This window comes from Algibacter sp. AS12 (genome assembly GCF_046736315.1).
Classification (GTDB): domain Bacteria; phylum Bacteroidota; class Bacteroidia; order Flavobacteriales; family Flavobacteriaceae; genus Algibacter_B; species Algibacter_B amylolyticus.
Genome location: NZ_CP151841.1, coordinates 1083347 through 1106575 on the forward strand (window position 1 = coordinate 1083347; position 23229 = coordinate 1106575).

The 23229-nt window shown below is 34.6% G+C and carries 19 protein-coding genes; 10 read left to right on the forward strand and 9 right to left on the reverse strand.

Translation table 11 applies throughout. The features are described 5' to 3' along the window. Window positions 1-3: 3 nt before the first annotated feature. The 4 genes from AAFN75_RS04745 (at window position 4) to AAFN75_RS04760 (ending at window position 7257) form a co-directional block, all read left to right on the forward strand. Entirely contained in the window at window positions 4-1539 is a 1536-nt protein-coding gene (locus AAFN75_RS04745; RefSeq protein WP_411808469.1) for a NupC/NupG family nucleoside CNT transporter, read from the forward strand. Window positions 1540-1702: 163 nt separating this feature from the next. After that, window positions 1703-5542 carry a T9SS type A sorting domain-containing protein gene (locus tag AAFN75_RS04750; protein WP_411808470.1) on the forward strand — a complete coding sequence of 1280 codons (3840 nt, stop codon included), beginning with the start codon at window positions 1703-1705 and terminating at the stop codon, window positions 5540-5542. 193 nt (window positions 5543-5735) lie between these two features. Further along, complete coding sequence (locus AAFN75_RS04755) at window positions 5736-6560, forward strand: thymidylate synthase (protein ID WP_411808471.1); 825 nt, start codon at window positions 5736-5738, stop codon at window positions 6558-6560. 88 nt (window positions 6561-6648) lie between these two features. Beyond that, window positions 6649-7257, forward strand: coding sequence for a hypothetical protein (locus AAFN75_RS04760; RefSeq protein ID WP_411808472.1), 609 nt, complete (start codon window positions 6649-6651; stop codon window positions 7255-7257). 48 nt (window positions 7258-7305) lie between these two features. Here AAFN75_RS04760 and AAFN75_RS04765 read toward each other — a convergent pair whose 3' ends face one another. From AAFN75_RS04765 to AAFN75_RS04775, 3 genes are all read right to left on the reverse strand, one after another. Next, window positions 7306-8277, reverse strand: coding sequence for an IS110 family transposase (locus AAFN75_RS04765; RefSeq protein WP_411808473.1), 972 nt, complete (start codon window positions 8275-8277; stop codon window positions 7306-7308). A gap of 642 nt (window positions 8278-8919) precedes the next feature. Beyond that, window positions 8920-9801 carry an NAD(P)-dependent oxidoreductase gene (locus AAFN75_RS04770; protein WP_411808474.1) on the reverse strand — a complete coding sequence of 294 codons (882 nt, stop codon included), beginning with the start codon at window positions 9799-9801 and terminating at the stop codon, window positions 8920-8922. A gap of 318 nt (window positions 9802-10119) precedes the next feature. Then, window positions 10120-10416 carry an isoamylase early set domain-containing protein gene (locus tag AAFN75_RS04775; protein ID WP_411808475.1) on the reverse strand — a complete coding sequence of 99 codons (297 nt, stop codon included), beginning with the start codon at window positions 10414-10416 and terminating at the stop codon, window positions 10120-10122. Between the two features lie 316 nt (window positions 10417-10732). Between AAFN75_RS04775 and AAFN75_RS04780 the strand changes: the two genes are divergently transcribed. The 4 genes from AAFN75_RS04780 (at window position 10733) to lspA (ending at window position 14918) form a co-directional block, all read left to right on the forward strand. After that, window positions 10733-11650, forward strand: coding sequence for a dihydrofolate reductase (locus tag AAFN75_RS04780; protein ID WP_411808476.1), 918 nt, complete (start codon window positions 10733-10735; stop codon window positions 11648-11650). A gap of 95 nt (window positions 11651-11745) precedes the next feature. Further along, the gene (locus AAFN75_RS04785) at window positions 11746-13302 is read left to right on the forward strand and encodes an NAD(P)/FAD-dependent oxidoreductase (protein WP_411808477.1); all 1557 of its coding nucleotides are present in this window, start codon (window positions 11746-11748) and stop codon (window positions 13300-13302) included. Window positions 13303-13511: 209 nt separating this feature from the next. After that, window positions 13512-14405 carry an ACP S-malonyltransferase gene (fabD, locus tag AAFN75_RS04790; protein WP_411808478.1) on the forward strand — a complete coding sequence of 298 codons (894 nt, stop codon included), beginning with the start codon at window positions 13512-13514 and terminating at the stop codon, window positions 14403-14405. Further along, window positions 14406-14918 carry a signal peptidase II gene (lspA, locus tag AAFN75_RS04795; protein ID WP_411808479.1) on the forward strand — a complete coding sequence of 171 codons (513 nt, stop codon included), beginning with the start codon at window positions 14406-14408 and terminating at the stop codon, window positions 14916-14918. A 57-nt stretch (window positions 14919-14975) separates the two neighbouring features. On the opposite strand, the gene galE is transcribed toward lspA, so the two are convergent. After that, window positions 14976-16004: a UDP-glucose 4-epimerase GalE gene (gene galE / locus AAFN75_RS04800; protein ID WP_411808480.1), complete on the reverse strand. Its 1029-nt coding sequence runs from the start codon at window positions 16002-16004 to the stop codon at window positions 14976-14978. After that, window positions 15997-17151, reverse strand: coding sequence for a DegT/DnrJ/EryC1/StrS family aminotransferase (locus tag AAFN75_RS04805; protein ID WP_411808481.1), 1155 nt, complete (start codon window positions 17149-17151; stop codon window positions 15997-15999). The genes galE and AAFN75_RS04805 overlap by 8 nt, the downstream gene beginning before the upstream one ends. Before the next feature lie 159 nt (window positions 17152-17310). Between AAFN75_RS04805 and AAFN75_RS04810 the strand changes: the two genes are divergently transcribed. Both AAFN75_RS04810 and AAFN75_RS04815 read left to right on the forward strand, forming a co-directional pair. Beyond that, window positions 17311-18546, forward strand: coding sequence for a 3-deoxy-D-manno-octulosonic acid transferase (locus AAFN75_RS04810; RefSeq protein WP_411808482.1), 1236 nt, complete (start codon window positions 17311-17313; stop codon window positions 18544-18546). A gap of 77 nt (window positions 18547-18623) precedes the next feature. Further along, window positions 18624-19028, forward strand: coding sequence for a hypothetical protein (locus AAFN75_RS04815; protein ID WP_411808483.1), 405 nt, complete (start codon window positions 18624-18626; stop codon window positions 19026-19028). A 313-nt stretch (window positions 19029-19341) separates the two neighbouring features. On the opposite strand, the gene AAFN75_RS04820 is transcribed toward AAFN75_RS04815, so the two are convergent. From AAFN75_RS04820 to AAFN75_RS04835, 4 genes are all read right to left on the reverse strand, one after another. Then, window positions 19342-20106 carry an SDR family NAD(P)-dependent oxidoreductase gene (locus AAFN75_RS04820; RefSeq protein ID WP_411808484.1) on the reverse strand — a complete coding sequence of 255 codons (765 nt, stop codon included), beginning with the start codon at window positions 20104-20106 and terminating at the stop codon, window positions 19342-19344. A gap of 43 nt (window positions 20107-20149) precedes the next feature. Then, window positions 20150-21448, reverse strand: coding sequence for an MFS transporter (locus AAFN75_RS04825; protein ID WP_411808485.1), 1299 nt, complete (start codon window positions 21446-21448; stop codon window positions 20150-20152). Window positions 21449-21505: 57 nt separating this feature from the next. Then, window positions 21506-22210 (reverse strand): FadR/GntR family transcriptional regulator, encoded by a 705-nt coding sequence (locus AAFN75_RS04830; RefSeq protein ID WP_411808486.1) that lies wholly within the window; start codon window positions 22208-22210, stop codon window positions 21506-21508. An 85-nt stretch (window positions 22211-22295) separates the two neighbouring features. Continuing rightward, complete coding sequence (locus AAFN75_RS04835; protein ID WP_411808487.1) at window positions 22296-23222, reverse strand: polysaccharide lyase family 7 protein; 927 nt, start codon at window positions 23220-23222, stop codon at window positions 22296-22298. Window positions 23223-23229: the final 7 nt, after the last annotated feature.

Below are 23229 nucleotides of genomic sequence, written 5' to 3' on the forward strand. Positions count from 1 at the left end.
AGTATGAAAAAGCTGTTTTTGCTCATTGCTATAATATTTTTATGTTTCACCCCATTAGTTATAGCGCAAGATATAGACAAAACAGATGCTACTGAGCTTATTAAAAACGTTTCGGAAACCGAAACTATTTTAATAGATTCTACTACCATTAATTTGGCTGAAACCAAAATAGAAGCTCCTACAGAAGCAGACATTCCTACCACTACAAATACAGCAAATACCATTACTCCTAGCCAAGGATTCTCTTTAAATAGTTTATGGCGAGGCGTATTGGGTATGATAACTTTAATTTTTGTTGCCTTTCTTTTTAGCAGTAACCGAAAAGCCATTAATTGGAAAATTGTTGGTATTGGATTAGCATTTCAATTACTTATAGCAATAGGTGTATTAAAGGTTGAATTTATTAAAACTATTTTCGAATTTATTGGTGGTTTATTTGTTAGCGTACTAGATTTTACACGAGCAGGTAGCAAGTTTCTATTTGAAGGCTTAGTAGTAGATATGGATACTTTTGGCTTTATTTTCGCCTTTCAAGTATTGCCTACTATCATCTTCTTTTCGGCATTAACATCAGTACTTTTCTACTTAGGAATCATTCAAAAAGTAGTAAAAGTAATGGCTTGGTTACTTTCCAAAGCTTTAAAAATTTCCGGAGCAGAAAGTTTAAGTGTTGCCGGAAACATATTTTTAGGACAAACCGAAGCGCCACTGCTTATTAAGGCTTATTTGGAAAAAATGAATAAGTCCGAAATGCTGTTAGTGATGATTGGTGGTATGGCTACAGTAGCTGGCGCAGTATTGGCAGCCTATATTGGTTTTCTTGGTGGAGACGATCCAGAATTAAGATTATTTTATGCAAAGCATTTATTGGCTGCATCCGTAATGGCTGCACCTGGAGCTATTGTAATTTCAAAAATATTATACCCGCAAACCGAAGATGTAAACACAGATGTATCGGTATCACAAGAAAAAATAGGCTCTAACTTTTTAGATGCTATTGCTAATGGAACGACAGAAGGTTTAAAACTAGCAGTAAATGTTGGTGCCATGCTTTTAGTATTTGTGGCATTTATTGCCATGTTTAATGGTATTTTGGGTTGGATTGGAGATATTACATCTGTTAATGGTTGGATAGCGGCTAACACAACTTATAAAAACTTATCGCTAGAACTTATTTTGGGCTACCTATTCGCACCACTTATGTGGCTTATTGGTGTTGCTAAAGAAGATATGGCTCTAATGGGGCAACTATTAGGTATCAAATTGGCCGCTAGTGAGTTTATTGGCTATATTCAATTAAGAGATTTAAAAGATGCATCAAACGCGATACACTTAAATTATGAGAAATCCATAATCATGGCAACATACATGCTATGTGGTTTTGCTAATTTCGCATCCATAGGTATTCAAATTGGCGGTATTGGCTCTTTGGCTCCAGGGCAACGTAAAACACTTTCTAACTTCGGAATAAAAGCTTTAATTGGTGGTACAATTGCCTCTTTAATTTCGGCTACTATTGCAGGAATGATTATTGGATAAAAGACTACAAACAACTAAAAATCAGCAGAAAACCACAACTCACCTAATACTTTTACCTTAAATTAACATACTTAATTTAATCATAACGTATGATTAATATTTAGCTATCAGAAAGTTAACACTACCCTAAGTACTTTACACCCCTTAATCCAAAACAAGAATTATGTGTAAAAAAATTACTTTGGTAGCTGCCCTCCTACTTACAAATCTCATTGCGTTTGCGCAAGTTTCATTACAAATCACCGAGATTTGGCCCGGAAATGAAAATGGAGATAACCTAACAGCCGATTGGTTTGAAATCACCAATCAAGGCGATACAGAATGGACTCCAGCTATAGGAGATTTATATTTTGATGATGACTCTCAAGATTTTAGTACTGCCGATTTAATAAGCGGTATCTCATCAATTAAACCAGGCGAATCTGTAATTGCTATTGATGATAGCGATACAGCAGAATTTATTTCGGTTTGGGGAAGTGTTTATAACCTTTCTGGCGTACAAATTGGAACTTACAATGGTTCTGGCCTAGGCGGTGGCGGCGACGGTGTCACACTTTTTATGAGTATTAATGCACCCATTGATGCCACTAGTATTATTGACTTCGAAACATATCCGGATGCCGCAGGAACCCCAGGACAATCTTACGATGTTGTGAAAACTGCTTTTAGTATTCTTAACGAAGAACCTAATAAACCTGTAGCAACGGCTGTAAATGATGAAAACGAATCTGCAATCGCATCGCCAGGAAATTTAGGTCCTGCATTACCCAATTTACAAATTACAGAAATCTGGCCTGGAAATGGTGAAGGTGATAACCTTACTGCGGATTGGTTTGAAATTACAAACGAAGGCCCAGGAACATGGACGGCTTCAATGGGTAATTTATATTTTGATGACGACTCTCAAGATTTCAGTACTGCTGATATAATTAGTGGCATCACCACAATTAAACCAGGTGAATCTGTAATTGCTATTGATGATAGTGATACTGCAGAATTTATGTCGGTTTGGGAAAGTGTTTATAATCTTTCTGGCGTACAAATTGGAACTTACGATGGTTCTGGTCTTGGCGGCGGTGGTGATGGTGTAACACTATTTATGAGTGTGGATGCACCAGTAGATGCTTCTAGTATTATTGCCTACGAAGAATATCCAGATACCGAATTAAACCCAGGACAATCTTTCGATGTTGTAAAAGGTGCTTTTAGCATTCTTGCCGAAGAACCAAATAAACCGGCATCAACCGCTGTAAATAATGAAAACGAATCTGCTGTTGCATCGCCAGGAAACTTAGGTCCAGCTGCAGTGTCAACATCAGATTTAAGTATTGTTGTGGATATTGCTAACTTATCACCTTATTTAAGTTTAACTGAAGAAAACTCAGGATATACAAGTGGTGTTATTAACGATCCAACCGATCCTGCAAGCACTATTGGAATTCCTTTTATTATTTCAGATTCATCCACACCAATAAGCGATTTAGTAGTAACGATTTCTAGTAACAACGAAAGTATTGTACCAAACGCAAACTTAGTGCTTACGGGTTCAAATGAAAATCGATTATTAACCATAACACCTATTGCTATCGGTTTTTCAACACTAACCATTACTGTTAAAAACACGAATAACGAAACTGATACTTACACCATTAATTATGCTGCTTCAGCGGAATCGGTAACACCTAGCTCTAGTCGTTTTCATACTGGATCATCAGATGGTTCAACGGGTATTCCTGTAGATTCTGACTACGTATGGATTGCAGATGATGAAGACCAAACACTTCGTTTATACAACATAAACCATTCTGGTCTTCCAATTAAAGAAACAGATTTTAATGCTGCCCTAGGAACTACTACCGAAGTCGATTTAGAAGGTTCGTTTATAGTTAATAATACCATTTACTGGACAGGTTCTACTGAAGAATCAGACCGCTCTGTTATATTTTCTACAACCTTAGCAGGCACGGGTACAAGTTCCATGTTAAAGTATATCGATAAATACACCAGTTTAAGAGACGACTTAATTGCATGGGATACTAATAATACTCATGGTTTAGGAAACAGCTTTTTTGGACTAGATAATGCTTTAGAAATTGAATCTTTAGCACTAGCACCAAACAGTACTACCACAGCTTATATTGGCTTACGTAGTTCAACCAATCAAGGAAAAGCCATTATTATTCCTGTAACCAACTTTACATCTTTACCAGGTTTAGCTGCCGGTTCTTCTGTTTTTGACGCTCCTATTTTTATCGATTTAAAAGGAAGAACATTAAGAACCATGGAATGTAATGAAAATGGTTGCATTTTAGTTGGTGGTCCTTTTGGCACAAAAACAGACTTTAAAATATACACATGGACTGGAAACGCGGTTGATGCTCCAGAATTAAGATCTACAGACTTAACAGCTTTAAATACTGGCGGTTCTTTTGAAGGTTTAATTGCACTTCCTGAAACCCCATTTTTAGGTTCGGAAGGAGACACAGATCAAGTGACTTTATTAGTCGATTTAGGTGCTACGGTAATTTATAACGATGGCACAGAAAACAAAGACCAAGAAGCTGAATGGAAAAAATTTAGAAGCGATGTCGTTACATTAGGCGCAGTAACTTCTGCCAACATTAAAACACCTGTAATTAATGAGTTTGTAGTCGATCATACAGGAACAGACACCTCGGAATTTATTGAAATCTTAGGTGATCCTTTTACAGATTATTCTGCATATACAATCGTAGAAATTGAAGGCGATGGTGCTTCTACTGGACTTATTGACGATGGTGTTTTTACACTTGGAACAACCGATGAAAATGGCTATTGGACTACTCCTTTTCAAAATAATGTGATTGAAAACGGAACCGTTACTTTATTATTAGTTGAAAACTTTACTGGTGCTCTTGAAGATGATATTGACACTAATGATGATGGCACTATTGACACCACCTATTGGACAGCAATTGTTGATGGCGTAGCTAGTTCGGACGGAGGAAGTTCAGATTTAGTTTATGCTATAGATTTATCGCCAGATTACGACGGTGTTGGCTTTCAAGTTGGAGGCGCATCACGTATTCCAAATGGTGTTGATACCAATACAACTTCCGATTGGGTAAGAAATAATTACTATGGTGAAGGACTAGAAGGCTTTACTGAAACTTCTCCTGCAGAAGGCGAAGCCATAAACACACCAAACTCATTTAATAAATTGGTTGGTCCTGTTTTAGAAATAACTGAAATTTGGCCTGGTAATGCTGAAGGCGATAACTTAACCGCCGATTGGTTTGAAATTAAAAACAATGGCCCAATAGAATGGACACCAGAACTTGGTGGTTTATATTTTGATGACGACTCTCAAGACCCAACATCGGCAGTCTTAATTAATGGTATTACATCCATTAAACCAGGAGAATCTGTTGTTGCTATCGATGCGGCAGATACTAATAATTTTATAGCAGTTTGGGGATCGGTTTATAATCTTACCGATATTCAAATAGGAACTTACGCAGGCGCTGGACTTTCGGGTGGTGGGGATGCTGTAACCTTATGGATTGGCGAACCTACAACAGTTGGTACAATTGTAGATTTTGAAACCTATCCAGATACGGCATCAAACCCAGGACATTCATACGATGTTGAAAAAGGTGGTTTTAGTATAATTGGAGAATCACCATACAAACCAGTTGCAACTGCTGTTAATGACATGAACGAATCAGCTGTTGGTTCTCCTGGAAACCAACCACTAACTTTAAGCGTAAGTGACGTTACTGTTTCCGAATTAAAAATATACCCAATGCCATTTAATAACACCTTTAACATGGTGGCTAATGTAGCAACATCAGAATTAGTTAATATAAACATTGTAAACATGCTTGGGAAAACGGTGTATAACTCACGCAAACAAGTATCAAACAATACTATTAGCATTACTAATTTAAACCATTTGGCTTCTGGAATTTATATACTAAACATACCAGAATTAAACATTAACACCAAAATAGTAAAAAACTAGAATAGTATTATTTAATGACTTAAAAGCCTTGTTTAAACACAAGGCTTTTTCATTTTAAAACTTTTGTTAGTTAATAACTTTCTTATAACAACTAGTAACATCAATTAAACATTTTGATGCTTTTTTTTATTTTTACAGCGCTTTAAAAATCTTGGTTTAATTAAAAAATATTCCCGTTTTAATGGGGGAAATTATGAAACAATATCACGACTTAGTAAAACACGTTTTAGAAAACGGTAACGAAAAAGGAGATCGCACAGGTACAGGAACTAAAAGTGTTTTCGGGCACCAAATGCGATTCGATTTAAGTGAAGGTTTCCCCATGGTTACTACCAAGAAACTGCATTTAAAATCTATTGTTTACGAATTACTTTGGTTTTTAAAAGGCGATACAAACACAAAATATCTTACCGAAAACGGTGTGCGTATCTGGAATGAATGGGCCGATGAAAATGGCGATTTAGGTCCTGTGTATGGTTACCAATGGCGTAACTGGAATGGAGATGAAATAGATCAAATCAAAGAAGTTATTGAGAGTTTAAAAAACAACCCAAATAGCCGTAGAATGTTAGTTTCTGCTTGGAACCCTTCGGTATTACCAGATAACTCTAAAAGTTTTAGCGAAAATGTGGCTAATGGTAAAGCAGCACTTCCGCCTTGTCATGCATTTTTTCAATTTTATGTGGCCAACGGGAAACTGTCTTGCCAATTGTACCAACGAAGTGCCGATATTTTTTTAGGTGTGCCATTTAACATTGCGTCCTACGCTTTATTTACTATGATGATGGCTCAAGTTTGTGGCTACGAAGCTGGAGAATTTATACACACCTTTGGCGATGCACATATATACAGCAACCATTTCGAGCAGGTTGAATTGCAACTCTCTAGAGATATTCGTCCGTTGCCAAAAATGATTTTAAACCCTGAAATTAAAGATATTTTTGATTTCGATTTTGAAGATTTTACTTTGGTTGATTATAACCCACATCCACACATTAAAGGGGCTGTTGCTATTTAAGTTGTTTTATAAAATGGATGAATTTCAAACTTGACTTTGTAAAAAATTTCAACTAACTTCGTTTAACAATCGTTAGGTGTAATTTTGAATGACCAAGAAAAAAAAGAAGAAAAATAGAGACAAAGTAATCCAAGAGTCTATCGGAATTGAAAAGAAATCAAATCTTCCGTTATATCTTTCATTGGTTGCCATTGCAATAAGTTTTGGCCAACTAATCTTTACTATTCCTATTGTATTAAAATATTTTGATCAAGTTGAAATCCAAGCTTACGAATTAGGAATTGCCAAACCAGCTGATAAGGACTATGTTCAATCGTCCTATATAATTAGGAATACTGGAAATAATACTGCAAAAAATGTTGAGCTACATTTAAGAATACTAAAAGGAGATAATGTTTTATTTATTCCAGAAGTATTTCGGATTTCAAAAGATGATAACAAAGGCGGAATTACTAAAAATTTAATTTATAAATGTGATGAGCTTGTTCCTGGCGAATCTGTAAGGATTCATGTTTTTTCTGATTTCAAAAATTATCTAACTACCAATTCCTTGGATACTTTATATTATAATAAATCTTCCAAAAGACCTGAATTTAATTTTGGCCCTTATATAAGCGATTTAAAACATTCTTTAGGTAAAGTAATTGTTAGAGAGAAAGATTCTTTAAATCTATCCGAAATAAGGTATGTGAATTAATAAACTACACCTAACAAAGTACTGTGGTAAAAAACAAGTAAAAACTCATTAATTTATCACAAAAACACTTCGATAAGTTTGATCGTAAACCAATCCTGATTTTGCAATAGCAAATGCTTGTTTTAATAACTTATTACAAACTGCTATTAATGCTAATTTTTTACTCTTTCCTTTAGCTACTAATCGCTCATAAATTTCTCTGCAAGCTTTGTTGTATTTACAAGCATTAAAACTGCACATAAATAATAAATTCCGAAGCTTTTGATTACCTATTTTACTAATTCTGCTCCGTCCATTTACGCTACTTCCACTTTTTCTAATTACAGGAGTTAGACCTGCATAACTACACAATTCACTTCCGCTTGTAAAACGCCCGAAACCATCTGTCAAAACAACCAACATTAGTGCTGTTTTTTTTCCAATGCCTGGGATACTTTTTAAACGTGTTATAACATCTTGATGCACTTGTTTTACTAACATCGTTAGTTTCTCTTCCATGGCTTTTATTTCTTTTTGAACCTGTTTCAAACTGCGTTTTAAGGAACGTAAAACATCTTTACTTGGATTACCTAAAACAGCTTCGCCATGTAATTTGTTTTTTAACATGGTGCTTTGTTTTGTATATACTGAAAGGAGTCTGGTCATCTGAAGGCATTCTGTTTGATGCTTAGAGTTGCCTTGCCAAAGTTTCACTTCTACCTGTTTTGCATACTCACAGATAAGTTTTGAATCACTCTTATCTGTCTTTACCTTAGACAACTTCATCTGGATAAAACGCTTTACTGATAATGGGTTTTCTACTGACACTTTGATACCTGATTCAAGTAAATAATAGGCAAGCTGGTAGTGATAATATCCTGTAGCTTCCATGACACAATGACTATTATTTTCTATAAGTTTTACAAACTTTTTAAAACCTAAAATACTATTTTTAAACTGATAGTAATTGCCATCTGAATCCGTGACATCGAAAACTAAATGACTGATGTCTATTCCAAAATATTTAATATCTTTATTCATAAGAAAATGTTTTTTGAAAGGACAAGCTACGCGAGTTTCAACGACTTAAAATCGAGGTCTTAAAGCCTCATAGAACTGTACGAAATCTGTGTAGTAAAGAGAGGGGATTTTCAATGTTGACGAAGTCTCAAGCTTCTGCGTATATAATAACCTTAATCCTCTCTTTTGTCTTTTCTGATTATAACCTAAATTTAATGAATTGTAAACTTAAGCCGTATATAAAAAATAGCGGTTTTAGTGCTTAAACCAAAGATAATCAATAAAATAAAGGTCAGTTAGAAACCGAAAAGTTCGTGCTAAAAATCCGCTACTTTTCATATACAAAACGTTAAACGAAACTCCAAAAAAAAAGACATTTAAAAAACTCAAAAACCACAACTCCCCAAAACAACCCGCGTTAGGGATTGCAGTGAAAAGCCCACAGCCCGACGTTAGGAGGTGCGAGGACTTGTAACGGAAAGCCCGACCCTTGTGGTAACGCCCAACTTCTCGATATTATTCCGACGAAAAATCGAAATCACTCGAAGCGACAATAATTAAACAAAAAAAGCACCCCAAACGAGGTGCTTTTATATTTATATGTTAGGGGAATTATAGGTTTGAAATCCTATTTTCTTACCCTTAAATAATGTTAAGAACTAATTATTTCTTTAAACTCACAAAATAATCGAATATTTCTGGAACATTACCGCTACCCATACCAGCATCTACAGCGGTTTGTAAATTAGTAGACGTAGATTCTGCAATCTTAGAAACTGTACCTAAATCGTTCATCATTTGAACAAAATAACCTAAATCTTTATTCGCATTTGCTATAGAGAAACCTAAATCACTTACGTTATCTACTGCATAATTTTTACAAAACTTCATGAATGGTGAATTCGAAGGTCCCGAAGACATAATATCAAAAAGTTGTTGTTTATCTACACCTGCAAGTTCTGCAGCTGCAAAAGCTTGAGACATAGCTACAACTGTAGTCATTCCCATAAAGTTATTAATTAACTTTGTTGTATGACCAGCTCCTAAACCACCTAAGTAAAACACGTGTTCTCCTTGTTCGTCTAAAACAGGTTTAACCTTATTAAAAGTATCTTTATTTCCGGCTGCCATAATGTTAAGCAATCCATCTTTTGCATGCGCTGGAGTTCTACCAAGCGGAGCATCGATCATTCCAGCGCCTTTAGCTTCAAGATCTTTTCCTATTTTTTGTGTAGATGCTGGAATAGATGTTCCAAAATCTATTAAAACAGAACCTTCTTTTATACCTGCTAAAATTCCGTCTTCACCATAAACAATCTTCTCTACAACTGCAGAAGTAGTAAGACAGAACATTACGATATCACTATTTTCAGCTAATTCTTTTGGAGAAGATGCTTCTGTTGCATTTCCACGAGCAATTACAGCTGCTACGGCATCCTTATTAAGATCCATTACTGTAAGCTCAAAGCCTCTATTTTGAAGGTTTTCGACCATGTTTGCGCCCATTAGCCCAAGCCCTATAAATCCAATTTTTGGTTTTTTCATATTGTAATTTCTATTTTAAGGAACAAAGATATGAATCTTGAATTAAACTAAAACTCTGTTATACCTAAATGATTGAATAATAATGATGTTATATAAAAATAAGCGTTTTTTATTGTAAAATAAATACGTGTTAAATTTATGTTCTACTTATAAACTAAATACTCGTTTTATAAATAAGATATTGGATTAGTAATTCTATAACGAAAATGTAAAACTCATACGAGTTAATTTTTTTACACAATTAATAATACAAGCCAAAACTATTAAACAAAAAAGCACCCCAAATGAGGTGCTTTATTATTTATTTTAAAGTGGTTATTATAGATTTATAACCCCGTTTTCTGTTCCTGCAAAATCATTCCATGCGTAAGCATCGGCTGCGTCGTCGTTTACATAAACACCGTCAACGATATATTTAAACTCGTAAGAGCTACCAGATTCTATATCAACAGTTCCTTTAAAAGATCCGTTTTTTAATTTTTTAAGCGGTGCTTTTTTAGCATTCCATTCGTTAAATGACCCAACTACAGATACCTTTTTTGCATCTTCTGCAGGTACAGTAAAAGTTACTTTACAAACTGGTTTACTTTTTAAAAATTGTTTTTTAATAGCCATAATTCTATGTTTTAATATTTTAATTTAATATTTAATAGCGCTACAAATTTACTAACAAATTAAAAGCCTTAACTATTTAAGACTCTTTACTTTCAAAAAATTATCGATTTGGCAAAATGTATTCTTTAAAACAGTGGAGTACATAATAAATTCCCAATTAATTTGTAGTATTATCAAGTTTTAAAAACTGTTTTACACTGATTATCAGACTGTTTTAAGACTAAAACGTTTGAGTAAATGTATTTTTAGTAAGTATTTTATTATTCTATTTAGTTTTACCAAAAAGGGTTAACTTTACAGACTTTATTTTACAAATATGTTCGGAAAAAAGAAACCTATACCACAAATTGACAAAGACCAATTGGAGCTTATTGAAAACGCTCAAAAACGCATAAAACAGAAAAAAAGTTTATATGTGCATTTTGTATTGTTTCTATTAGGCTGCGTTTTTTTAATTATCGCTAATACAGTGTTAAATATCGCGCCAGATTTTAAACCATTTGGTAAAGAATGGTTTTTAACGGCAATTATTATTTGGCTATTTCTATTTGTATACCACCTGTTTAATGTGTTTGTTACGCATAAATTTATGGGTAAAGATTGGGAAAAAGCGCAATTAGAAAAACTGGTAGCCAAACAACAAAATCGCATAGAAAAACTAAAAGCAGGTTTTGTTAAGGAAGAAACCATACTAGCTAAAAGTGAAGTTTTTAAAGAAGAAACTACTAAAAGTATTAATAAAGGAAGTGAATTAACCATAATTGTAGCTGCTGCGGAAAACAACGCTATTGGCTTAGGTAACAAATTAATTTGGCATTTAAGTGACGATTTAAAACGTTTTAAGGCGCTTACCAACGGCCATCATATTATTATGGGGCGCAAAACTTTTGAAAGTTTCCCGAAACCCTTACCTAATAGAACGCATGTTGTTATAACACGCCAGAAAGATTATAATGTTCCTGATGGTGTTATTGTTGTACATAGTTTAGAAGATGCTATTGATGCCTCGAGAAAAGACAGCAATCCTTTTATTATTGGTGGCGGACAAATATACAAGCAAGCCATGGCTATTGCCAATAAAATAGAGCTTACTCGTGTACATGAAAATTTTGATGCAGACACCTATTTTCCAGAAATTGACACTAACGTTTGGAAAGAAATTGCCAATACGTTTCATACAAAAGATGAAACCCATGCCCATGAATTTTCGTTTTTAACGTATGCGAGAAAGTAATTTGTTTTATACCTAGTGAGGTAACATTATTTAAATGTTAGGCAAACCAATAAAAAATTGAATACACCTGTTACAAATTTCAGTAATTTTGCCACATGGTAAAAGAAATTCAACTTCGTATTACATTAAAGGAAGAAGAACAGCCTAATATTCTGGTATTAAAATCTGCGATTAAGTTAGAGATTGATAGACAAGATATTACAGGTGTTAAAATACTACGCAAGTCTATTGATGCCCGCAAACCTAAAATAATACTTAATTACAAAGTTGCCGTTTATATTCGCGAAGCTTTACCAAAAACCTCGGCGTATCAATTTGAATATAAAGACGTATCTAAAGCAAAACCCATCCATATTATTGGTTTTGGTCCCGCTGGTATGTATGCTGCTTTGCGCTGCATCGAGCTAGGGTATAAACCCATAGTTTTAGAACGTGGTAAAAATGTGCAGGACCGCCGACGCGATTTAAAAGCCATTAACCAAGATCATTTTGTAAACGAAGATTCCAACTACTGTTTTGGAGAAGGTGGCGCTGGAACTTATAGCGACGGAAAATTATACACGCGTAGTTTAAAACGTGGCGATGTGCGTCGTATTTTCGAAAACCTGGTGTTTCATGGAGCTACCGATCAAATATTGGTAGATGCACATCCGCATATTGGCACCAATAAACTACCAAAAGTGGTTCAAAACATTCGCGAAACCACACTAAATTACGGTGGCGAAATTCATTTTGAAACTCGTGTTACCGATTTTATCATAAAAGACAGCAAAATAAAAGCCATTGAACTTCAAAATGGTAATACTTTAGATGTTGAAAAAGTGATACTAGCCACAGGGCATTCTGCTAGAGACATCTTTTATTTACTGCATAAAAAGGACATTGCTCTAGAAGCAAAATCCTTTGCCATGGGTGTTCGTGTAGAGCATCCGCAACATATTATCGATTCCATTCAATACCACTGCTCTGGCGATCGTCACGAGTTACTACCAGCCGCATCTTATGGTTTGGTGGAGCAAGTTAAAGATCGTGGTGTGTACTCGTTTTGCATGTGTCCTGGTGGATTTATTGTACCAGCAGCAACCGCTAATGGCGAAGTTGTGGTTAATGGTATGTCTCCATCAAAACGAAATAACTTATATGCCAACTCTGGTATAGTAGTCGAAATTAATGTAGATACCGATTTGCCAAAATACGAGCAATTTGGTGCATTAAAAGGCTTAGAGTATCAAAAAAACTTAGAACGTTTAGCATTTACTGCAGGCGGGCGAAGTCAAGTAGCACCCGCCCAACGATTAACCGATTTTGTAGAAGGCAAACTATCCACAACCTTAAACGACACCTCGTATCAGCCAGGGCTAAAATCTGCGCCACTACATTCCTTACTACCTAAATTTATAGGTGGCAGACTCCGTAAAGGTTTTGAGGCTTTTGGTAAAAAAATGAATGGCTATTACACCGAAGAGGCTAATATTGTGGGCGTAGAATCTCGCACCTCATCGCCGGTTTCCATTCCTAGAAACGAAAATTTAGAGCATACTCAAATCACCAACCTTTATCCATGTGGCGAGGGTGGCGGTTATGCTGGCGGTATTGTTTCGGCAGCTATGGATGGCGAACGTTGTGCAGAAGCAGCAACGGGCAATCTATAATTTGGGCGTTACCCGAAAAGGGTCGTGCTTTCCACTATATCTTTTTTTTGCCATTTATGGCAGCAAAAAAAAGGATGCCGTTTCAATCACTAACGCAACCTAGAAGTTATATTACATGCGTTCTTATTGCTAGTAATCCTGCCAAAATTATTAAAAGCATTGATAATTGTTAATAATTGTTATTTTTGCACACTTAAAACAAACCAATTATGAACGCATACGTATTTCCAGGTCAAGGTGCACAATTCTCAGGAATGGGTTTAGACCTTTATGAGCATTCACCTTTAGCACAAGAGTTATTTGAACAAGCCAACGACATTCTTGGTTTTCCAATAACGGATATAATGTTCGAAGGGTCTGCCGAAGATTTAAAAGAAACTAAAGTAACGCAACCGGCTATATTTTTACATTCTGTAATTTTAGCAAAAACATTAGGTGATCGTTTTAAACCCGATATGGTTGCAGGACATTCTCTTGGCGAGTTTTCTGCTTTAGTAGCCAATGGCGCTTTAACCTTTGAGGACGGCTTAAAACTAGTCTCACAGCGCGCTATAGCTATGCAAAAGGCTTGCGAGTTACAACCAAGTACTATGGCTGCTGTTTTAGGACTTGAAGATGATATTGTTGAAAAAATATGTGCAACTACCGAAGGTATTGTTGTGGCAGCAAATTACAACTGCCCAGGACAATTAGTAATTTCTGGAGAAGTTGAAGCTATTAATAAAGCTTGCGAAGCCTTAAAAGAAGAAGGTGCACGTCGTGCATTAGTATTACCTGTAGGTGGTGCTTTCCATTCACCATTAATGGAACCAGCTCGCGAAGAACTTGCTGCAGCTATTAAAAACACGACATTTAGTAAACCTAACTGCCCAATTTATCAAAACGTAACAGCAAACGCTGTAATTGATGAAGAAGCCATTAAAGCCAACCTTATTTCGCAATTAACGGCTCCTGTACGTTGGACGCAATCGGTACAACAAATGATTGCCGATGGTGCAACATTGTTTACAGAAGTTGGTCCTGGTAAAGTTTTACAAGGTTTAGTAAAAAAGATTAACAGAGCTTCTGAAACGGCTTCTGCAACTTTCGAAACAAACAGTTAAATGAAGCTTACCAAACGCTCTATCTATATTATTTTAGTTATTGTTTTAACTATTGCTACCGATCAAATATCGAAAGTAGTGGTAAAACAAAACGTAACTTTAAGAACCGAAGTAAACCCTGGTGAACGTATTCCTATTATTGGAGATGCCTTTATTTTAATGCATGTAGAAAACACAGGCGCATTTCTTGGTATGGGTAGCGAACTTAACGATACACTAAGAGTTCTATTATTATTAGTATTACCCATATTGGTTTTAGGTTTTGTACTTCGCCATATATTCTTAGATAAATCCTTAGATAATTGGTCGCTTTTTGCTTTTGCAAGTATTATTGGCGGTGGTATTGCCAATGTTTACGATAGAATCGTTTATGGAAGAGTTACCGATTTTCTATTTATAGATCTTGGTGGCGTTTTTAGGACAGGTATTTTTAATCTAGCCGATTTATCGGTTACCACCGGAATGATTATTCTAGTTTTTATGACTTTTAAAAAGAAGAAAGCCACAACATAAAAAAAGGGTTGCTATTAAAATAGCAACCCTTTTTATTTAAACTTTAGTCAGTAAAAATTAATTATTATTTCCTCTTACTTTTTGTTCCCATTTCCACGCAGAACGCATAGCATCATCAAGAGATAATTTAGTTTCCCAACCTAATTCTTTATTCGCTTTTTCTGTATCTGCATAGGCAGAAATAATATCGCCTTCTCTTCTACCAACTATTTTATAGTTTAACTGTTTACCCGATACTTTTTCAAAAGATTTTACAACCTCCAAAACCGAACTTCCTTTTCCTGTTCCTAAGTTAAAGGTTTCGTAATTTGATTTATTTTTATTTTGAAGTAACCTACCTAAGGCAATAACATGCGCTTTAGCTAAATCGACTACATGAATATAATCACGAATACATGTACCATCTGGTGTAGGATAATCATCACCAAAAACAGATAATTCTTGACGTATACCTATACCTGTTTGTGTAATAAATGGCACTAAATTTTGTGGCACTCCAATAGGCAGTTCACCTATTTCAACTGACTCATGTGCTCCAACTGGATTAAAATAACGTAAGGCAATCGCTTTTAAATTTGGTGTCACTTTACAGGTATCACTGATTATTTCTTCACCTATTTGTTTGGTGTTTCCGTATGGCGACTCAGCTGACTTAACTGGTGCATTTTCTGTTATTGGTAACTCATCTGCTTGTCCGTAAACCGTACAAGACGAACTAAATATAAAACCTGCCGATGGTAACTTTTTTAATTCCTTTAGAATATAAACTAAAGTTGAGATATTGTTTTCGTAGTACAACAAAGGTTCTTTTACACTCTCTCCTACAGCTTTACTTGCCGCAAAATGGATAACACCTTTTATATCATTGTGCTTAGCAAAAAACTGTTCTACTTTGTCCTTTTCTTTTAAGTCTAACTTTTCAAAAATTGGCGTTTTTCCGGTAATCGCCGTAATACCATCTAATACTTTTTCCGATGAGTTTGATAAATCGTCGATAATAACAACTTCATAGCCTTCATTCTGTAATTCTACTACGGTGTGAGAACCAATAAATCCTAATCCGCCGGTAACTAATATTTTATCCATTTATAAATTTTATTATGGTTGTTGTTATAAATTCAATTTGTTCGTCATCCAGCTCTGTATGCATAGGTAAAGAAATAACATCTTTTACCAATTGATTTGTCACCTCAAAATGAGATTCCACATACCTTTCATCCAAATAAGCTTTCTGGTTATGTAACGGAATTGGGTAGTACACGCCACATGGAATATTATTTTCATTTAAATGCTTAACTAAAGCATCTCTATCTACACCTTTCACTCTTAATGTATATTGATGAAAAACATGGCAATCGCATGTATCACAAATACCATCACATTCATTTACCGTTTTTGGCGTTATAACGCTATCAATATCCTTGAAGGCAGCATTATATTTTCTTGCAGCGGTTTGTCTTGCTTTATTATAAGTATCTAAATGTGGTAATTTAGCATTTAACACAGCCGCTTGTATACTATCTAAACGAGAGTTTACACCAACTACATCATGATGGTAGCGTTCGTACATACCATGGTTTACAATACCTCTTATGGTATGTGCCAAATCATCATCATTTGTAAAAATAGCACCACCATCGCCGTAACACCCTAAATTTTTAGAAGGAAAAAAAGACGTAGCTCCAACATTTCCAATGGTTCCGGCCTTTACCTTTTTGCCATCACTATATTTATAATTTGCTCCAATAGCTTGGGCATTATCCTCGATTACAAACAGGTTATGTTCTTTAGCAAGTTCCATTATTGCCTCCATATTAGCACACTGCCCAAATAAATGCACAGGAACAATAGCTTTTGTTTTTGGCGTAATTGCTTTTTTGATTGCTTCTATGCTAATGTTAAAATCATCTTCATTAACATCAACCAAAACAGGTGTTAATTTTAATAGTGCAATGACCTCTACAGTTGCTGCAAAAGTAAAATCGGCAGTAATAACCTCATCGCCTTGTTCTAAACCTAGGCCCATCATTGCAATTTGTAAAGCATCTGTACCATTGGCACATGGAATAACGTGTTTTACGCCTAAATAATCTTCTAAAGATTTTTGAAATTTATGAACTTCAGGTCCGTTTACAAATGCGGTATTTTCAATAACTTCTTGAATAGACGAATTAACAGCATCTTTTATGCCTGCGTATTGACCCTTAAGATCAACCATTTGAATTTTCTTCATGTATAAAAAATTATAGCCTATCCAATATAAAACAAGAATACAGACTAATTTTTACGCCTCCTTTTATAGGGTTTGCTCAACACAAAATTACAAAATTGATAGACGTTAACCAATGTATTTATTTTAAAGAAATGTATTTTAGCATTAAAAGAAACAATATTGAGCATAATATATGACATAGGAATTCATCTTACAGGTGTTGTACTAAAATTAGGAGCGCAGTTTAATGCAAAGCTTAAAAAAGGTGTTATTGGTAGAAAAAACACGTTTCACATTTTAAAAAACAACATACAAAAAGGTGATAAAACGCTTTGGTTTCATTGTGCATCATTAGGAGAATATGAGCAGGGTCTTCCTGTTTTTTTAGAACTCCGAAAACATTATAAAAACCATAAAATAATATTGAGTTTTTTCTCACCATCGGGTTATGAAATTCGAAAAAACTCACCTATAGCTAATGTGGTTATTTATCTGCCTTTGGATACTAAAACCAATGCTAAACGCTTTTTAGATCTATTAAATCCAGAACTTACCATTTTTGTTAAATATGATATTTGGCCCAATTTTTTAAATGAATTAAAAGCAAGACACTTACGTGCTATCCTTATCTCTGCAGCATTTAGAAAAGAACAATCTTATTTTAAATTTTATGGCAAACACTTAAAACAAGCTCTTTTTGCTTTTGAACATATATTTACTCAAAATGAAACTTCAAAAACATTACTTGAGTCCATAAATTACAAATCAGTTACTTTAAGTGGAGACACACGTTATGATAGAGTTTACAGTCAATTAAACTTAGATAACTCATTAAATTTTATTGATACTTTTAAAAACAACAAACTTTGCATTGTTGCCGGTAGCACTTGGCCAGAAGGTGAAGCTCTGTTTGTTGAGTTTATAAACACTCAGGTTTCAAAAGATATAAAATTTATAATTGCCCCACACGATATTAAACCCGATCGCATTAAAAAATTACAAGAAAAAATCAACTCTAAAACGGTTCTGTTTTCCGAAAAAGACAACCATAATTTAGCAGAATTCCAAGTCTTTATTATAGATACTATAGGTATTCTTTCTAAAATTTATAGTTACGCAGATATCGCTTATGTTGGCGGTGCCGTGGGTAATACTGGACTGCATAATACCTTAGAACCTGCCGTTTTTGGTGTTCCAATATTAATAGGTAATAATCACGTTAAGTTTCTAGAAGCACAAGCTTTAATTAATAATGGCGGCATGTTTGAAATTGATAATCAATTAAAATTTAATGAAACCCTTAATAAATTAATTGCGGATAGTGACTTTAGAGCAGAAGCAGGGTCTTACAACAAAGCTTTTATAGAAAAGAATAAAGGGGCAGTCATCCAAATACTAGATTATTTACGTATATAGGTTGTTCTAAAGGATTACTTTTATAAAAGTAAAATTTGAAAACCAATTAATAACAGAAAACACTAAAACAAAAACCGATGAAAAAAGTATTATTAAGTTCAATTCTATTGTTAGCATTAAGTTTCACATCATGTAGAGACACAAAAAAAGGTGAATCTATTGGAGATGCCATTGAAAATGCTGCTGATGCTGCAGGTAATGCTGTAGAAGATGCTGCTGATGCAACTGGAAATGCTGTTGACTCTGCTGTAGATGCTGCAGGTGATGCTGCTAATAAAGCTGGTGAAGCTGTTGAGAATGCTGCTGATGCAACTGGTGAAGCTGTAAATTCTGCTGTTGATGCAGCTGGAAATGCAATTGACAACGCTGGAGAAAAAGCTGGAGAAGTTGTAAATGATGCAAAAGCAAAAACTAGTGATGCTGCTAACAAAGCTGCTGATGCAGTAAAAAAAGAAGCTGATAAATTAAAAGCTGCTCACTAATTAGTTAGTAGTTTTTTAATAACTCATAAAAGCCACCTATATGGTGGTTTTTTTATACCCTATAATGAACAAATCCATTTAAAATAAGTAGTTTTAATACACTTAAAAGCTCAAGAACTAATTACTCATCTAGTTCTTATTTAATCACATTAAAATGAGGTAAAAGTACTTTTAGGTTTTGTCTTTTTACTCTACAGATAAAAATATATTAATAGTTTAAAATAATAAAGCGCTATTGTATTTCTACAATAGCGCTTTATTTATACTCGGTTGTAAAATATGATTTCTCATACTTTACTTGAACTAATTAAAATTAGATTCCTAAACCTTGTCCACCACCAACTTGGATAGTTTCAGCAGTTAAGAAAGAAGCATCGTCACTTACTAAAAAAGAAACAACAGAAGCAACATTTTCTGGCTGACCTAATCTACCTAACATGATATTATTTTTCCAAGAAGCAAATACTTCTGGCTTAGTAGATTTAATTTGCTTGTGGAAATCTGTATCAATAGTACCAGGAGATACTGCGTTTACTCTAATTCCGTATTCAGCTAAATCTTTAGCTAATGCTCTAGTAATAGCATGAACTCCAGCTTTAGAGGTTCCGTAAATACCAGCACCAGGTCCACCAGCATTCCAACCAGCGATAGATGTGTAGTTGATTATAGATGCATTTTCACCTTTTTTCAGGTACGGTATTGCAGCTCTAGAGGCAAAAAATGTAGAATCTAAATTTAAAGCCATCACGAATCTGTAAAATTCAGTAGTCATTTCTTCAAATCTAGAACGACCTCCTAAACCACCTGCGTTATTAATAAGCGCATCAATTTTTCCGTACTTTTCACCAATCTTTGTAATGTTTTCTGTAACCTCATCTTCTTTAGTTACATCGAAACCATAATACTCCGAAGTTATACCTTCTGCAGTAAGTTCTTTAACTCTTTGCGCTCCAGCTTCATCATCAATACCATTTAATACTACAGTATATCCATCTTGACCTAATCTTTTTGCTACTTGAAAACCAATACCACCTGTAGCACCTGTTATAACAGCTACTTTTCCATTTGAATTACTCATATTCTTTAAATTTGTGTTAATTATTCTATTGTTTTTATAAATCTTATTTCTCTTTTAATGGTTCAATTTTTGGACATAATATCCAAACACTGGCCATAGTAATAACTGCTAATGCCGCACCAATAATAAATGCTGGAGTATAATTACCTCCTGAAGTTAACCATGGTACCAATGCTGTTAAACCAAATGCACCTAACTTAGCTGCCATTCCTGCAAAACCTGAAAGTGTACCTACTGTTTTTCCTCCAAATAAATCACTTGGTAATGTTTGCACATTTCCAATTGCTGTTTGGAAACCAAATAAAATAACAGCCATTAATAATACTGCAGTAACAGGGCCACCTGGATTAGCCATTGCCAATAAAGCAGGTAACATAATTACACAACCAAGTGTAATAACAAACTTTCTAGTTTTGTTTACAGTCCAACCTACTTTAATACGGTTTTGCGCTAATAAGCCTCCAAACCAAGCTCCTAACATAGCGCCTACATAAGGTACCCAAGCATAGAAACCAATTGATTTTACATCCATTCCGTAAACTTCGTTTAGGTAAAGTGGAATCCAAAAAATGAATAACCACCAAATAGGATCTAATGCTGCTGATGCGATTATAACTCCCCAACTTTCTTTATGAGAAAGCATTGTAGTTGTATCGGGATTGTAACCATCATCGAACTCGCCATCGTTATCTTCATCCTGATTTTGTTGTCCTGTTAAAATATACTCACGCTCTTCATCAGATATCCAAGGGTGCTTTTTAGGTGGCGATTTTACTAAAATCCACCAAGGAATAAGCCATAACAATCCCGTTATACCTACTAGGATAAAAATCCAATTCCAACTAAAGTATACAGATAACAATCCAATAGTTGGAAATGCTATAATACCACCAATTGCTGCACCAGAATTAAACAAACCTTGAGCAAAAGCACGCTCTTTGGTAGGAAACCATTCGGCATTAGCTTTTGCGGCACCAGGCCAGTTACCAGCTTCTGATATTCCTAGCAGCGAACGGAATAAACTTAAGGTAAAAATACCTCTTGCAAATGCATGTAAAGCCGTTGCTATTGACCAAAACCCTATGGATAACGTAAATCCAATTCTAGTTCCTAACTTATCGAATATTTTACCAAAAATAGCTTGACCAAAGGCATAAGAAAATATGAAAATAGTCGAAATTATAGCGTAAATACTCTTTCGTTCATCGGGCGTCTTATCAGGATACAAATCCTTAGCAATATCCGGCCAAAGTACAGGTAATGCTTGCCTATCGATGTAATTTATAACAGTAGCTAAAGCAATTAAGCCTATTACCCACCATCTTAAACCTTTTAATTTCATATTTCTGTTATTTAACGAGGTGTTAACCTCTGGTTGTTAATAATTTAGTTAGAGTTCTTATTTAACATTATAGCAATATTGATATAATACGCTAAAATGATCTTTCATTTTTTGTTTTGCCATTACAGTATCCTGCTTTTTAATAGCTTCATAAATTTCATTATGTTCTTGTATACCAACTAGCGACATTCTTTTATCGCAGACATGATATTTTTCAAAATCCATGATAATTTGAGGTGTAATAGTTAACATAAACGTATTCATTGAACTATTACCACTAGCTTTAGCTATGGCCAAATGAAATAGTAAATCTTCTTGCACAGCATCTTCACCCGATCGTACTTTATCCTCATAAGCATCTAAAGCATCTTTAATCCGCTCTAAATCTTCTTCTGTACGTCTTAATGCCGCTAACCTAACGGTTTTTAATTCCAATAAAATTCTTGTTTCAACTAATGCCTTAAAATCCGGCGTCTTTAAACCTAAAATATCATCAATCATTCCGTTCATGGCTATTACTCCAATGTTTGCTACAAAGGTTCCACTTTGAGGAATTGACTTTAATAAACCATAAAATTCCAACTTTTGAATAGCGTCTCGAACGTTACTTCTGCTTACTTCAAACTTATCAGATAACATTCTTTCGGAAGGTAATTTATCTCCTGGCTCGAGGTTTTTAAAATTTATTAAATCTCTTATTTTACCAATAATGGTGTTTTGCACCATTTGATTTTCACTAACCGTTAATGACTCTAATTTCATATTTCTTATTTAATAGTTGGTAATATATCTTTTTTAAACAAAATTTAAAAAAGCAAACATACGCCTTATTTAAAGTTTACTAAAATCAATGACTTACTTCTAGTTCGTAATACTTTATTTTAGAATAGGCACCTTCGTCTCTTGACTGAAAATAATTACCTGCTTTAAAATAATTTTCAAAAACGCCCCACCTTTTCATGTGGATATCATCGTAAACTTTATATTCATTACCATTAAGTATCACTACCATTTTACCTTTTGAAACTTGCACTTCTAGAGTAAACTTTCTAAATCCTACCTCTTGTTCAAAATTAAAACCTTCGTCGTCATCCCAAGCATCTTCATGAAGTAACTCTTCATCTGTAGCACTTAGATTTTTAAGTACTTTTGTTTTAACACGTATTTTACCATTATCCCAATATATTTTTAAAATTGGTGGCGCATTGTTATCTTTTTGCCCAATTAAATCTCTTTGCTCATTAGTTAAGCGACCATGGATTTGCATGATAATGGTTCTATGATATTTACCATCTGAAGCTCTGGTGGTTTCTGCTATTTCCAGCTTCCCTTTCATGTTTGCTCCTTGCTCAAAAGTCCAATTTGTATTATTATCTCCTGGCACCATTTGCTCTCTCAATTCCGATCGTGTGTACTTTGTATTTGCTGTTGTCGCTTCGCTTGGAAACGAATAAAATACTAGTGCTCCACTAGTAGAATCGTTATACATATATGGCAACAATCTTTCATCGGTTGCATAATTCAAGATTTCTGGTGGCTCTATATTCATAGCTCTTCCTTTGGCATTTAACTCTGGTGTTGTTACACTCCAATGACTTAAATCTATATTAGGAAGTTTCACCTTTTTCTTTTTCTGCTTCTTTTTCTTTTTGGCTTTTTTCTCAACTTTAACATCCGAGTCGGAAACGCTACCTTTTTGTGATTGGCAAGCAGCGTTTACAGATAGAAATGTTATCAATAAAATGCTTAATATTTCTTTACGGAAGTTTTTCATTTTCATT